The organism is Ruegeria sp. AN6 (genome assembly GCF_056540425.1).
The window spans coordinates 106,889-120,453 of sequence record NZ_JBQFWR010000004.1; the positions used below are offsets into that span (position 1 = coordinate 106,889).

Annotated in this window: 17 protein-coding genes; 10 read left to right on the plus strand and 7 right to left on the minus strand. The window is 57.8% G+C overall.

Features of this window, described 5'->3' with window-relative positions; translation table 11 throughout:
- Positions 1-66: 66 nt before the first annotated feature.
- The 5 genes from ACR0MQ_RS09005 to ACR0MQ_RS09025 form a co-directional block, all read right to left on the minus strand.
- Entirely contained in the window at positions 67-255 is a 189-nt protein-coding gene (locus ACR0MQ_RS09005; RefSeq protein ID WP_319546126.1) for a hypothetical protein, read from the minus strand.
- 90 nt (positions 256-345) lie between these two features.
- Positions 346-1,317, minus strand: a complete 972-nt coding sequence (locus ACR0MQ_RS09010; protein WP_480607467.1) for a sterol desaturase family protein — start codon at positions 1,315-1,317, stop codon at positions 346-348.
- Complete coding sequence (locus ACR0MQ_RS09015; protein WP_170771972.1) at positions 1,314-1,700, minus strand: hypothetical protein; 387 nt, start codon at positions 1,698-1,700, stop codon at positions 1,314-1,316. The genes ACR0MQ_RS09010 and ACR0MQ_RS09015 overlap by 4 nt, the downstream gene beginning before the upstream one ends.
- Positions 1,701-1,759: 59 nt before the next feature.
- On the minus strand, positions 1,760-2,089 hold the full coding sequence (locus ACR0MQ_RS09020) for a hypothetical protein (protein ID WP_170474183.1): 330 nt from the start codon (positions 2,087-2,089) through the stop codon (positions 1,760-1,762).
- A gap of 82 nt (positions 2,090-2,171) precedes the next feature.
- Positions 2,172-2,738, minus strand: coding sequence for a TlpA disulfide reductase family protein (locus ACR0MQ_RS09025; RefSeq protein WP_480607471.1), 567 nt, complete (start codon positions 2,736-2,738; stop codon positions 2,172-2,174).
- 21 nt (positions 2,739-2,759) lie between these two features.
- Between ACR0MQ_RS09025 and argH the strand changes: the two genes are divergently transcribed.
- From argH to ACR0MQ_RS09050, 5 genes are all read left to right on the plus strand, one after another.
- Positions 2,760-4,148 (plus strand): argininosuccinate lyase, encoded by a 1,389-nt coding sequence (gene argH / locus ACR0MQ_RS09030; RefSeq protein ID WP_170771970.1) that lies wholly within the window; start codon positions 2,760-2,762, stop codon positions 4,146-4,148.
- Positions 4,148-4,330 (plus strand): argininosuccinate lyase, encoded by a 183-nt coding sequence (locus ACR0MQ_RS09035; RefSeq protein WP_170771968.1) that lies wholly within the window; start codon positions 4,148-4,150, stop codon positions 4,328-4,330. The genes argH and ACR0MQ_RS09035 overlap by 1 nt, the downstream gene beginning before the upstream one ends.
- An 81-nt stretch (positions 4,331-4,411) precedes the next feature.
- The gene (locus tag ACR0MQ_RS09040; protein WP_010443671.1) at positions 4,412-4,561 is read left to right on the plus strand and encodes a hypothetical protein; all 150 of its coding nucleotides are present in this window, start codon (positions 4,412-4,414) and stop codon (positions 4,559-4,561) included.
- Positions 4,562-4,632: 71 nt separating this feature from the next.
- Positions 4,633-5,898 (plus strand): diaminopimelate decarboxylase, encoded by a 1,266-nt coding sequence (lysA, locus tag ACR0MQ_RS09045; RefSeq protein ID WP_480607474.1) that lies wholly within the window; start codon positions 4,633-4,635, stop codon positions 5,896-5,898.
- Positions 5,899-5,994: 96 nt separating this feature from the next.
- Entirely contained in the window at positions 5,995-8,481 is a 2,487-nt protein-coding gene (locus ACR0MQ_RS09050; protein WP_480607747.1) for a TIGR02302 family protein, read from the plus strand.
- Here the strand turns inward: ACR0MQ_RS09050 and ACR0MQ_RS09055 are convergent.
- Positions 8,478-9,167 carry a zinc-ribbon domain-containing protein gene (locus ACR0MQ_RS09055; protein WP_480607477.1) on the minus strand — a complete coding sequence of 230 codons (690 nt, stop codon included), beginning with the start codon at positions 9,165-9,167 and terminating at the stop codon, positions 8,478-8,480. The two genes, ACR0MQ_RS09050 and ACR0MQ_RS09055, sit on opposite strands and share 4 nt — an antisense overlap.
- Positions 9,168-9,349: 182 nt before the next feature.
- Here ACR0MQ_RS09055 and ACR0MQ_RS09060 point away from each other — a divergent pair, with 182 nt between their 5' ends.
- Genes ACR0MQ_RS09060 through ACR0MQ_RS09075 form a run of 4 tightly spaced genes read left to right on the plus strand, consistent with a single transcriptional unit; the run spans position 9,350 to position 12,255 of the window.
- On the plus strand, positions 9,350-10,027 hold the full coding sequence (locus ACR0MQ_RS09060) for a cell division ATP-binding protein FtsE (protein ID WP_170544904.1): 678 nt from the start codon (positions 9,350-9,352) through the stop codon (positions 10,025-10,027).
- Entirely contained in the window at positions 10,024-10,923 is a 900-nt protein-coding gene (locus ACR0MQ_RS09065; RefSeq protein WP_170771960.1) for an FtsX-like permease family protein, read from the plus strand. The genes ACR0MQ_RS09060 and ACR0MQ_RS09065 overlap by 4 nt, the downstream gene beginning before the upstream one ends.
- Positions 10,923-11,663 (plus strand): lysophospholipid acyltransferase family protein, encoded by a 741-nt coding sequence (locus tag ACR0MQ_RS09070; protein ID WP_010443682.1) that lies wholly within the window; start codon positions 10,923-10,925, stop codon positions 11,661-11,663. The genes ACR0MQ_RS09065 and ACR0MQ_RS09070 overlap by 1 nt, the downstream gene beginning before the upstream one ends.
- On the plus strand, positions 11,650-12,255 hold the full coding sequence (locus ACR0MQ_RS09075; RefSeq protein WP_480607481.1) for a pyridoxamine 5'-phosphate oxidase family protein: 606 nt from the start codon (positions 11,650-11,652) through the stop codon (positions 12,253-12,255). The genes ACR0MQ_RS09070 and ACR0MQ_RS09075 overlap by 14 nt, the downstream gene beginning before the upstream one ends.
- A gap of 21 nt (positions 12,256-12,276) precedes the next feature.
- On the opposite strand, the gene ACR0MQ_RS09080 is transcribed toward ACR0MQ_RS09075, so the two are convergent.
- Positions 12,277-12,870, minus strand: a complete 594-nt coding sequence (locus tag ACR0MQ_RS09080) for an NAD(P)H-dependent oxidoreductase (protein WP_170474215.1) — start codon at positions 12,868-12,870, stop codon at positions 12,277-12,279.
- A gap of 102 nt (positions 12,871-12,972) precedes the next feature.
- On the opposite strand from ACR0MQ_RS09080, the gene ACR0MQ_RS09085 reads away from it, so the two are divergent.
- Entirely contained in the window at positions 12,973-13,551 is a 579-nt protein-coding gene (locus ACR0MQ_RS09085) for a TetR/AcrR family transcriptional regulator (protein WP_480607485.1), read from the plus strand.
- Positions 13,552-13,565 lie beyond the last annotated feature (14 nt).

Genomic DNA, 13,565 nt, shown 5'->3' on the forward strand with positions numbered 1-13,565 from the left:
TTCAGGTAAGACAGGTAAAACCGGAGTTAACGAGCGTGTATTTATCTGAAGGTGTTGGGCCGGTGATCAGTTTGTGGACTGCCGGGCGTGCCGCAGCGAAGCCGCCGCGCCAACCAGTGCTCCGAACAGTCCAAGCGCAGCCATAACAAACCCGAGACCCAAAATTGTCGGGACAGCTCCGTTGAGCGCAGCGGCCATGGTTATGACAAGACCCAGCAAACCAGTAACGGTAGAAATTCTCAGCAATTTTGACATGCGGGTCTCCGGAGAATACTTACTTAAATCACCTCTCGGATATGGAGCACCTGTGCCAAAAATCAAGCAGAGAAAAGGTCTTTTTGAGACTTAAGCCCGCTTTGGCGCGGTGGCGGACGCCTGCTGGTCGAATTGCTCAAACCCCGGTGTTCCGCAATCTTCCGGATGGCGGACAAGATGTTTGGCCTTGATCTGCTCGGAATTGTCTCGGCTACCATCATGGCTGTAGCCCGGAGGCGCAAAACAATAGGCTAATCGTTGGCGCAATGTCAGCCCAGGCTGGGTCGCATCCTTCCAAATTTCGATCCATTCATGAAACGCCACGCGCAGTGGATTGAAGGTGCCGATATTGTGTACGAGGCCATAGTCGACCTTGTCATCCTCTTGCTCGGGAACGAACGTGCCGAACAGCTTATCCCAGATGATGAACACACCGGCATAATTGCAATCCAGATAGCGTGCATTGCGTCCGTGATGGGCGCGGTGGTGGCTGGGGGTGTTCATCACGGCCTCGAACCAGCGGGGCAATTTGCCAATCGCTTCGGTGTGAATCCAGAATTGATAGATGAGGTTCAGGCCGCCGACAAACAGCACCATTGCGGGATGAAAGCCCAGCAGGATCAGCGGCGCGCGCACCACCATCATGAAGGTGAAAGTATAGGTCCAGGTCTGACGCAACGCAGTGGTCAAATTATAGTGCTGCGAGCTGTGGTGGTTCACGTGGCTGGCCCAGACCCAGCGGATACGGTGCCCGAACCGGTGCACCCAATAATAGCGCAGATCATCCAGCACAAAGCAGAGGATGATGACCGGGATCGAAGTGCCCAGGTTAAGCGGCGTGATTTGCCACAGCCACATGAAAAACGCATACGCGATGAAGCCCAGCAAAAAGCCTGAGGCAATGTTGCCCGCCCCCATGATCAACGAAGTCACGGCATCGCGCGTCTCATACCGACCGCCCCGACCTTTGACGGCGATCCATAGAAATTCCGCCAGAATGGCGGCGATGAAGAACGGTACAGCCCATTGCACCGCGTCGGGAAAGCTTACGTGATCAGTCATGCGGGTTCCATCAGATGTTGCCAGTGGCGGCACTCGGTTTCGTCGAGATGGATAAGTACGCGCGGAGTGCTGAAATCGTGAAATTGAACCTCAAACCCATCGGGATGGTCGATCCTGTCGAAATCCAGCAGGTGCCGGGCTACGGTGTCAGCCCCGAAGGACCACAGCAACCCGGCGCCTGTCTCGGTTCGTACAAGGGCGGCGTGACCGTCATGGGCGACCGTGACATCAATGACTGTGTCATCAGGGAAGTGTCGAAGCCATTGGATTTGTGCGGTTTCAGGCGTCAGTAGGCGCAAACGAGATCTACCCGTCAGATGCAACAATAGCGCGATCCCGGCAATGCCGCCGACGACAAGTCCCAACAGAATTCCCAGCGGCATTCGATCCTCCTGCTGACAAACTGCAAGAGGTCGAATTGCCTGTCAAAGGTGGCGTGGCGTCAGCCGTGCTCCAGGCCGTCCAGAACTTCGTGTTGCACCACCCGTTCGACAAAGGGCACCAAACCCTCGGGGCCCGATGTGCGATCTTTTAGATGGATGCAGATATCGGGGCGGCGCGCGGCAATGATGCCGACCATTTCACCGCGTATGTTGTCGTCCAGACCGGCACCCATGATGGCGCAGGCGATGCGGGGTTCGGTGTCCAGTTGTCGCCGGACCTCATTCTGATCATGTGCGCCCAGCCATTGGATAGGCAAATGATCCAACTGCCGTGCAACGTCACCGATTACATTCGGCAAACGGCCGATCAGTAATACTACTGGCTTCATATGGCCTCCATTTCGCTGATCACAAACAAAAACCGGCCCAACGGGGCCGGTTTCAGTCTAACACAAAATGAAGCGGCCGGCTTTAGCTATTGGCCTCAACCAGAGTCGATATGATTGACTTCGCGCTTTCCGAGTTCCATTCCGCATCGCCGATCAGGCGCGCAATTTCGTGCCCTTCGGGGTTCAGAATGACGGTAATCGGCAGAGCGATGACACCGAATTCGCGTGCGGCGGCAGAGTTGGGGTCCTGATGGCGTGGCAGGTTGTCGATGCCGTTCTCGTCAAAGAACTTCTTGATCCCGGCAGGCGTGTTACGGCCAGTGGCCAAGGTCAGCACCTGGAACTTGTCGCCGCCAAATTCTTCCTGAAGCTCAGCAATCTGCGGCATTTCCTTGCGGCAGGGGGCACACCATGTGGCCCAGAAATTCACCAACACGTACTTGCCGGCATAATCTTCCAGCGTGCCGACACCGCCATCGTCTTCCAACTGAAACTCGATGGTCTTGGCGGGTTTTGGTTCCTTATGCAGGATCAGCCGTTTCAACGTGCCATCGCGCAGCGCGCCCAGAGTCTCGGCATCCGTTGCCAAAGCGGCGTTTGCACCCAGCGCAAGGGCCATATAAAGGGGGATCAGACGAAATAGGCGCATATCAACTCCGGGTTTTCTTACATGACCGATCAATCCTCGAACCAGATGTGGGGCGGCCGCTTTGCCGCCGGTCCAGACGCGATCATGGAGGCAATCAATGCCTCGATCGGGTTCGATCAGCGGATGGCAGCCCAGGACATCGCAGGCTCGCGCGCCCATGCCGCCATGCTGGCTGCCACAGGCGTTATTACTGATAGTGATGCGCAGGCAATTCGGGAAGGGCTGCTCACCGTTTTGTCAGAAATCCAGAACGGTACGTTTCAGTTTTCGACCGCGCTGGAAGACATTCATATGAATGTCGAGGCGCGGTTGAAAGAGGTGATCGGAGAACCAGCAGGTCGTTTACACACGGGTCGTAGCCGGAATGATCAGGTCGCGACCGATTTCAAACTGTGGGTCCGTGACCAACTGGACGCAGCGGAAACTGGCCTGCTGGCCCTGATCCGCGCGCTTTTGGCGCAGGCCGAAGCTGGTGCCGATTGGGTCATGCCGGGCTTTACCCATCTTCAAACCGCGCAGCCAGTGACCTGGGGCCACCATATGATGGCCTATGTCGAGATGTTTGGCCGCGACCTATCCCGCGTCCGCGATGCGCGTGCACGGATGAACGAATCCCCCTTGGGCGCTGCTGCGCTAGCAGGGACCTCTTTCCCAATTGATCGACACATGACCGCCGAAGCGCTGGGCTTTGATCGCCCCGCAGCCAACTCGCTGGATGCCGTCAGCGACCGCGATTTCGCGCTGGAGTTCCTGTCGACAGCTTCGATCTGTGCGGTCCACCTGTCGCGCTTCGCCGAGGAACTGGTGATCTGGTCTTCGGCCCAATTCCGTTTTGTCACTTTGTCCGATCGGTTCTCGACCGGCTCGTCAATCATGCCGCAGAAAAAGAACCCCGATGCCGCGGAATTGATCCGCGCCAAAGTGGGTCGCATTTACGGCGCCAATACAGCGTTGATGATGGTGATGAAGGGCTTGCCGCTGGCCTATTCCAAGGACATGCAGGAAGACAAGGAACAGGTCTTTGATGCCGCCGACAACTGGATGCTGGCGCTTGCCGCAATGGAAGGGATGGTCAACGACATGACCGCCAACCGCGACAGCCTTGCAGCTGCTGCAGGCTCCGGTTTCTCAACTGCAACTGATCTGGCCGACTGGCTTGTCCGTGTGCTAGGCCTGCCGTTCCGCGATGCGCACCACGTAACCGGTTCGCTGGTTGCCATGGCCGAAAGCAAAGGCTGCGACCTGCCTGACTTGACGCTTGAGGACATGCAGTCGGTTCATGCTGACATCACTGATGATGTCTATTCTGTTCTTACGGTCGAAAATTCGGTAAACTCGCGCCAGTCCTATGGAGGCACCGCACCGGATCAGGTGCGAGCCCAGATCAAGCGATGGAAGGCGCTGGTGTAATGCATATACGACGCGTGGTGCTGTTGATTTCGGTTGCAGCGGCTCTGGCTGGCTGCGGCGCTGATGGCGAACCCATCCAACCCACCATGAGCGCAAGTGTTGGCGTTGGCAGCAGCGGCACTTATGGCGGTGTCGGGGTTGGTGTGCGTCGCGGTGGTCTGGGCGTATTTCTGGGGCTCTGAGGCATTGCCATTCGTATTTGTCATTCCCATGTGAGCAGAACAACCGGCTGCACGCTGCTCCTCTGGACGTAAGGTGGCAACATGAAATTCTTTGGCCTGATCTTGGCACTTGTTGTTCTTGCAGCTTGCGACCCGGCATACAAACCACAACCCAAACCTGAGCCCGAAGCCCGCTCGACAGGAATTTCGGTATCTGGATATGCGCGGATCGGTGCATCGAAGACCTTCTAGATAGCGATGGGATTTCTGCAGATGGCTGGAATCATTTGATCCACATGCCTCTTTTGGTCTAAGCGCGCGGTATGGATCATTTTCTCTACCGCGACGGCGCGCTTTTCGCCGAGGATGTGCCAATCTCCGAAATCGCAGCCGCGGTCGGGACCCCGTTTTATGTTTATTCGACGGCTACTTTGCTGCGGCATTTCAAGCTGTTTGATGACGCGCTTGAGGGCACCGACCACCTTGTCTGCTACGCGATGAAAGCGGCCAGCAATCAGGCCATCCTGAAGACGCTGGCTCAGGCAGGTGCGGGGATGGATGTGGTTTCTGGTGGAGAGTACCTGCGTGCCAAGGCTGCAGGCGTGCCCGGTGACAAGATTGTCTTCTCGGGCGTTGGCAAAACTGCAGATGAGATTCGCACGGCATTGACTGGCGGAATTCGGCAATTCAACGTCGAATCCGAGCCTGAAATGCAGGTGATAAATGCAGTCGCGCTGGACTTGGGCGTGATTGCGCCGATCACCGTTCGGGTGAACCCGGATGTCGACGCCAAAACTCATGCCAAGATCGCCACAGGCAAGTCCGAGAATAAGTTTGGCATCCCGATCTCGCGCGCCTCCGAGGTTTATGCGTTGGCTGCAAGCCTGCCGGGGCTCGAAGTGATCGGGATCGACGTCCATATCGGCTCGCAACTGACCGAATTGGAGCCGTTTGAGCTGGCCTATAACAAGGTCGCGGAACTCACTGAGCGTTTGCGCTCCGAAGGGCACAATATTCGGCGCCTTGATCTTGGGGGTGGATTGGGCATTCCCTATACGCGTTCCAATGACGCGCCGCCCTTGCCAGTTGAGTATGGCGCGATGATCAAGAAAACGCTGGGCCATCTGGGCTGTGAGATCGAGATCGAGCCCGGCCGACTGATTGCGGGTAATGCGGGTCTGATGGTGTCCAAGGTCATCTACGTCAAATCCGGTGAGGACCGCGATTTCCTGATCCTTGACGGGGCGATGAACGACCTGATCCGCCCCGCTATGTATGAAGCGCATCATGATATAGTCGCCGTCGACGAACCTGCTGCAGGGGTCGAACAAAGGCCCTATGACATTGTCGGTCCTGTTTGCGAATCCGGCGATACATTTGCCAAGCAGCGCAACATGCCGCCGCTGAAATCAGGTGATCTGATCGCTTTCCGCAGCGCGGGGGCCTATGGCGCGGTCATGTCCAGCGAGTACAATACGCGCCCCCTGATCCCTGAAGTTCTGGTGAACGGGGATCAACTTGCCGTAATTCGTGAACGCCCAAGCTTTGACGAAATCATAAACCGCGATACCATACCAGAGTGGCTCTGACGCGATAGGCGCGCGGGCCGGATCAGGAGGCCCGCCTTGCGCGAGAACCAGACCCTGCCGATTCCAAGACTGTCCCTGTGGCTGACGCATGGGGGCATGCTGGCCGAGCAGGTGATGCGCGCCTTCTGGCCGCTCTTTTCTATTCTCATGGCGCTGCTGGCGGCCCTGATGCTGGGGCTGCACGATCTTGTGCCCATCGAAACCGTTTGGATTTCTGCGGCTGTCGGATTGATAGCGTTGATTGCGACCGCGATCTTGGGGATCAGGCGGTTTCACCTGCCAACCCGGTCCGAGGCGTTGGTTCGGCTGGATGAGACCCTGCCCGGTCGCCCAATTCAGGCGTTGATGGATGATCAGGCAATCGGTGCGATGGATGCGGATTCGGTGGCACTGTGGCAAGCACACCAGGCGCGCATGGCAGACCGTGCTTCACATGCCGATCCGGTGAAACCCGACTTGCGGCTGGCCTCTCGCGATCCCTATGCGCTTCGCTATGCTGCATTGTTGGCGCTCGTCGTTGCAGCTCTGTTTGGTTCGTTCTGGCGGATTGGCTCGGTGGCGGACATGACGCCGGGGACCGCGCAGGCCGGGCAGGGCCCGACCTGGGAAGGCTGGGTAGAACCGCCACGTTACACGGGCTTGCCGACGCTTTACCTTGCTGATCAAACTGATCCAACACTTACGGTGCCCAAAGGCAGCCGCATCACGCTGCGGTTCTACGGGGAGATTGGTGCACACAGCCTTACCGAGACGACGACGCCGCTTGGAACCGAGGCCGCAACCGAGCCAGAGCAGGATTTTGTCGCCGATCGCTCGGGCCAATTGCGGATCGAAGGTCCGGCTGGACGCGATTGGGCGCTGGACATACTCGCGGACACAAAACCACAGATCGAGGTGGCGGGCGCTGCTGAGGCCGAAGCTGGCGGACAGATGAAACTACCGTTCGCGGCGTCCGACGACTATGGCATCATTTCAGGCACGGCTCGGATCGAGTTGAATCTGCCTGCTGTGAATCGCGAATTTGGCCTGGCGACCGAACCGGAGCCGCGCGAGATCATCACGGTCGAGCTTCCGATGCCGATCACCGGCGACAGGACGGATTTTACCGAAGACCTGATTGAGGATTTCTCGCAGCACCCTTGGGCGCATTTGCCGGTGAAAATTACCCTCTTGGCCGTTGATGCGGCAGATCAGGAATCGGTGGCCGAGCCTTATTTGGCGGATCTGCCTGCCCGGCGTTTCTTTGATCCACTGGCTGCCGCGGTCGCTGAACAGCGGCGCGATTTACTCTGGTCGCGCGACAATTCACTGCGCGTTGCACAATTGTTGCGTGCCGTCTCGCATCTGCCCGAGGATTTGTTCCGCTCGGACACCGCCTACTTGCGCCTGAGGGTGATCTTGCGTCGGTTGGAAACCTTTGATCGGCACGGTGCGCTGAACCTCAAACAGCAGGAAGAGATCGCGCAGGCGCTATGGGATCTCGCTGTTCTGATCGAGGACGGAACACTGGCTGACGCTTTGGAGCGGATGCGCCGTGCGCAAGAGCGTTTGACCGAAGCAATGCAGAACGGTGCCAGCGATGAGGAAATCGCTGAGTTGATGCAAGAGCTGCGCGAAGCAACGCAGGATTATATGCGACAGCTTCAGCGTCTCGCCCAAGAAAACGGCGAAGATGGTCAGAACCAACAAGGCCAGAACGGCGAAACGCTGCAGATGACGCAAGATGACCTGCAGCGGATGATGGATCGCATTCAGGAGCTGATGGAACAGGGCCGCATGGCCGAAGCGCAGCAGGCGCTGGAAGAGTTCCAACAGATGATGGAAAACATGCGCGTCACGCAGGGCCAGGGTCAGGGCGGCCAATCCGAAGGTCAGCAGGCCATGGAGGGGCTGGCGGAAACTCTGCGGGAACAGCAAGGGTTGAGCGATCAGGCCTTCCGAGATCTACAGGAACAGTTCAATCCGGGAGCCCAATCCGGCGAAAGTCAAGGCAATGAAGGCAGCAGCGGCGGGCTCGGGCGTGGACAAAGCCACGAAGGTCAGGGCGGACAGGGCCAGGGTCAGGATCAGGCAGGTGAGGGGCAGCAAGGTCAGGGATCTCTGGCGGATCGTCAGCAAGCGCTGCGAGATGAACTGGGACGGCAGGAACAAAGCCTGCCGGGTGGCGGCACGCCTGAAGGTGATGCCGCACGTGAGGCACTGGGCCGTGCAGGGCGAGCGATGGACGAGGCCGAAGACGCCTTGCGCAGCGATGATCTGGCCGAGGCGATCGACCGGCAGTCTGAAGCGATGGAAGCGCTGCGCGAGGGGATGCGATCACTGGGTGAGGCCATGGCGCAGAACCAGCAAAACCAGCCGGGGCAGGGTACGGAAGCGGGTGATATGCAAGCCAACAACCGCGACCCGTTGGGCCGCGCGCCGGGATCGGCAGGGTCGATCTCGACCGATGATAATCTGTTGCAAGGCGAAGACGTCTATCGCCGAGCGCGCGAGCTGCTGGATGAAATCCGTCGCCGCACGGGCGAACAGGATCGGCCTCAGATTGAGCTGGAGTACCTCAAGCGCTTGCTCGAAAGGTTTTAGTTCTGTCCTGCGCCACCGGTCTGTGATTCTAACCACAAACGGGCCTGATCGACCATTGATACATAAGATTTCAGCACCGGATCAGCTTGCGGTACCGCTTCGCTGATCTGGCTAGCATTGCCATAGATCAGAAACAGAATAACGCCGATGATCAGTATCAGCGCGAAGCCACGTAAAAATCCACCGGATTTGCGAGTTGGTGCATCTGTTTCAGCCTCGTCCGAGCTGAGATCGCTGCGCAGGCCCGAATTGATTGCCTCAACATCAGGTAGCTCATCGCGCTGACCTGCATCGGCTGCTGATTCAGTGGCGGATGGTCTATTGGGTTTGACCTTTGGCTCTTCGGGTGGGTCAAGGGCCAGATCAGGCTGGCTTTCTAGACTACTGCCTTCACGCTCTCGCAGATCAGCCTCGCGCGCGGCTTCTTCCTTTAGGATGTTAGAAACCGCGGGATCTATTTTGCTGGCACTCTCATCATGAGACGCTTCGGCCGCTGTTTTGACCTCTACAGGATCTGGTGAGTCTATTTCCTGCGTTGCCTCGGCCTCTGTTTCGCCGGTGGCAGGGTGTTTTTCCTGAAACCAGGTCTTTTCGCAATTGGAGCATTGCACTTCGCGCCCGTCTTCTGGGATCACCTCGTCCGGGACTTCGTACTGGGCGCTGCAATTCGGACACGTTAAACGCATTCTGCCTCCTGGCCTTCAAGGCTGGCCTGATAATAGTTTTTTCAGGGATGATATTCCGTTAAGACCCAACAGCAAAGCGTGTTTTCGGTTTCGCGGGCCAAGTGTCGCCAATTGGCCCCGCCCGAGGCATTGAATCCAGCGCTGCGCTCGGGCAAGAGGTGAGCAGAACAATGGGGGCAGGCGTGATCGAGCTGGACAATATCAGCTATACCTACGGCGGCGGCGAATTGCTGAGCGATGTTTCGCTGCAGTTGCAGCCGGGTTCGTTCCACTTCCTGACCGGCCCTTCCGGCGCGGGCAAGACCACATTGCTGAAACTCTGCTATGGCGCGTTGCTGCCAACCTCGGGAAGGTTGATGGCCTTTGGCGAAGATATCGCCAGCATGGATCGTGATCAGATGGCGCTGCTGCGCCGTCGGATCGGCGTGGTGCATCAGGATTGCCGCTTTCTGGATCACATGACGCTGGCCGAAAATGTTGCGCTGCCGCTTATGGTCTCGGGGCGCTCTGAGAATGGGCAGCAGGACGACCTGACCGAGCTGCTGAGCTGGGTCGGACTTGGAAGCAGACTCGAAGCACACCCGCCCGAATTGTCGGGTGGGGAACGCCAGCGTGCCGCTTTGGCCCGCGCTGTCATCTTGTCGCCCGACGTGGTGCTTGCGGATGAGCCCACCGGCAACGTGGATTGGGAGATGTCTCAACGTCTGCTGCGTCTGCTGATCGAATTGAACCGGATGGGTAAAACCGTGCTGATCGCCACCCATGACCTAAGCCTGATCCGCGCCGCGAAAAGCCAGGTTCAGGCCCGTGTTCTGCGCATCGCGCAGCGCCGGGTGCAACTTGCGGGGGCGGATCTATGAGCAAGGGCACGATCCGAAATTTGCTGCGCCGCGACACTCGCGCTGATCGCGTTGTGCCACCCACTGGTTTCACTGCTCAGCTGACCCTGTTTGTCTCGGGCGCGATGGCATTTCTCGCAGTATTTGCACTGGCCCTGTCATTGGCCTCAGGCCGTGTGGCGGATCGTTGGGCCTCGGAACTGGCAGGGGCTGCGACCTTGCGGATCAATGCCCCTGCGGATCAACGTGCGGCGCAAACCGAGGCAGCTTTGAACGTTCTCCAGCAAACGCCGGGTGTAGCCTCGGCTCGGGCGTTGACGAGTGAAGAACAGGCCGCGCTGCTGTCACCCTGGTTCGGACCGGACTTGCCTCTGGACACATTGCCAATCCCGCAGCTGATCGAGATCATCGAAGGTGAACCCGGCTTGGATGCGGCTGGTCTGCGCCTGAGATTGGGGGCAGAAGTGCCGGGCGCGGTGCTGGATGATCACACCCGCTGGCGCGAGCCATTGGTTGATGCGGCCAATTCACTGCGGCGTCTAGGCTGGATTTCGATCCTGCTGATTGGTGGCGCTACTGCCGCTATGATCACCCTAGCCGCCAACGCCTCACTTGCCGCCAACGCGCAGATTATCGAGGTACTGCGTCAGGTCGGCGCGCGGGATCGGTTTATCGCCAGAGCTTTTGTGCGGCGCTTTACCTTCCGCGCGCTATTCGGGGCGGCCGTCGGAACCCTGTTAGGTATGTCTGGTGTTTTACTGCTACCCGAGGCCTCGGATACTGGTGGATTTCTTACAGGGCTTGGGTTTCAAGGGATTGGATGGCTACTGCCGGTGCTGATACCAGTGTTGGGGGCCGCCGTTGCATTTCTGGCCACATGGTCGGCAGCACAGCGCAAGTTAAAGGAGCTTTCGTGATGTTCATGGCCATTCAATGGGTCCGGTCGCTGATCTTCATGATCACTATCTACGCCTGGATGCTGGTCCTCGGGATCATCTTTGCCCCCTATGCGCTGTTTGCCAAAAGTGGCGCTTTGCGCGCCTGCAAGACCTATGCGCGGACGACCAAATGGTTGGCCCGCTGGATGGTTGGCATTCGTTGTGAAGTGCGCGGAGAGGTGCCTCATGGCGAGGTCGTGATCGGCGCCAAGCACCAGTCGTTTCTGGACATCATCATAATCTTCGACGCCATCCCGCACGGTAAATTCATCATGAAGCGCGAGCTTTTGTGGACGCCGGTCATTGGCATGTATGCGCGCCGTCTGGGCTGTATCCCGGTCAATCGCGGCAAACGAGGGGCGGCGGTGGCTAAGATGGTCAAAGATGTTGCGCGCGAGTTCAGCGAACCCGGACAGTTGGTGATCTACCCGCAGGGAACGCGCGTCGCGCCGGGTGTGCACAAGCCCTACAAGGTTGGAACGGCGGTTCTGTATGAAGGCCTTGGGTTCCCGTGCGTGCCCGTTGCCACCAATGCGGGCGTCTTCTGGCCCAGAACCGGTGTCATGCGTAAGCCGGGCAACGCGATTGTCGATTTCCTTAATCCAATCGAGCCCGGCGTTGCACGAAATGACTTTCTTGAGCGGCTGGAAAACGTGATCGAGACTCGGTCGAACGAATTGATGCAGGAAGTGGGATTTGATCCGGATGGAGTTCATTAAGGACATCGCTACGCTCGAGGCGCTCTACGGGACGCCCGGTGCGCCATCTATACGCAAGGTGGCGCGGCAACTTACTCCGCTCTATCGCAAGTGGATCATGGCCTCGCGCCTGTGTATTCTTAGCACCGTCGGCCCCGAAGGTGTCGATGGCAGCCCGCGCGGAGACGACGGATCAGTCGTATTGGAACTGAATCCGGGCACTTTGGCCCTGCCGGATTGGCGAGGAAACAACCGTCTGGATTCACTGCGAAACATCGTTCAGGACGCCCGAGTGTCGCTGATGTTTTTGGTGCCCGGCTCGAACAACGTGGTTCGGGTAAATGGGAATGCTCAGTTGACCGATGACGACGACCTGCGCGCCCGTTTCGAGAAAAACGGAAAGCGCCCTGCGACCGTGATTTTGATTGAGGTATCCGAGGTCTACACCCAATGCGCCCGCGCCCTGATCCGAGCCGGAACCTGGAGCGGTCGTGATGAAACCGATGGCCTTCCGAGTGTTGGCGAGATTCTGTCTGAAATGACATCGGGTGAAGAGGGCGGCGCACAATATGATCAGGAATGGGGTGCCCGCGCCGCAAAGACTATGTGGTAGCAGCTTTGCCGCATAGTAACTTTAAAGCGCGGCGGCTCCCATTCTGGCCACTTTGCCGATCCAACGTTCAACGCTTCCGGGTTTCGGATAGCTTGCGCTGGCAAAATAGGTAAAGCGGGTAGGCTTGAACCCAACAAAGCCTAGAACCTGATCGCGAAGCTGCCGCAGCAGCGCCTGCCGATAGATTAAACGCATGAACCAGCCTGGCGTATCTGACGTCAGGATCACCCTTGCGGTGCGTCCGCTCAGCATCGGTGCTGGCAAACCGATCTTTGTTGTGTTCCGCGTATCGAACGTCCGTCCTGGGATGAATGTCCGGTCGATCAGGCCCTTCAGCTTGGCTGGCAGACCGCCCCACCACATCGGTGTCGTCAGGACCAGGTGCTCGCTCCACTCGATGTCCTGCAATACCTGTTCAAGCACGGGCTCAAGCGGTTTGAAATCTTCATAATTTCCCTGACCAAAGTCGTGATCGAACTGCAGATCACTCAGATGCACCATGCGAACCTCGTGACCTTTGGCAATGGCTGCGTCTGCGTAGGTCTGTGCAAAGGTGCGCGACAGGCTGCTTTCGGCAGGGTGCCCATTGAGGACGAGTATCTTCTTAGCTGGCATTGCGAATCTCCTAAAATTGACCATGGTCACTTTGTAAGCGAAAAAAATGACCGTGGTCAATAATAAATTTGACCACGGTCACAAAATATGCAAGCAAGCACTATGCAGAGACCAATTCAAAAACGAACTCTTAAAACCCGAGCACGCCTGATCTCAGCCGCCGAGGACGTAATTCAGAAGAGCGGGTACGAAGCTCTGCGCGTGGAAGAGGTGGTTCAGGCAGCAGGTGTGGCCAAGGGAACATTCTTTGCGCATTTTCGCGACAAGGATGCGCTGATGGAAATCCTGCTGGCGGAAAAACTGAATGCCTGCCTTGATCAGGCAGAGGCCGGAAAGCCACCAAAATCAGTGCCACAAATCATCGCGGCCCTAGAATCCGTGCACCGCTTCATGACGGTTGAACGCTATGTATTCGACCTGCTCATCAGGTATTCCGGCGCAACGGCAATAGCCGAGATTGGTCCGATCGCATATTTCTTTGAACGATACTTTCGCGTTGTGATGATGTGGCTCGAAGATGCAGAAGTTCGCCAGGACGTTCCTTCGGAGCTTTTGGCCGAAGGAGTGCAGGCATTTGCAATTCAGGCCATGTCGCTAAAGTTCTGTGCGTTGCATGCCTCAACAAGCTTCAGCGAAAGGCTTAAGGTTTATCTTGAGGCGTGGTTGACCCCGGCGAGATAACCACCGGGGTCGTT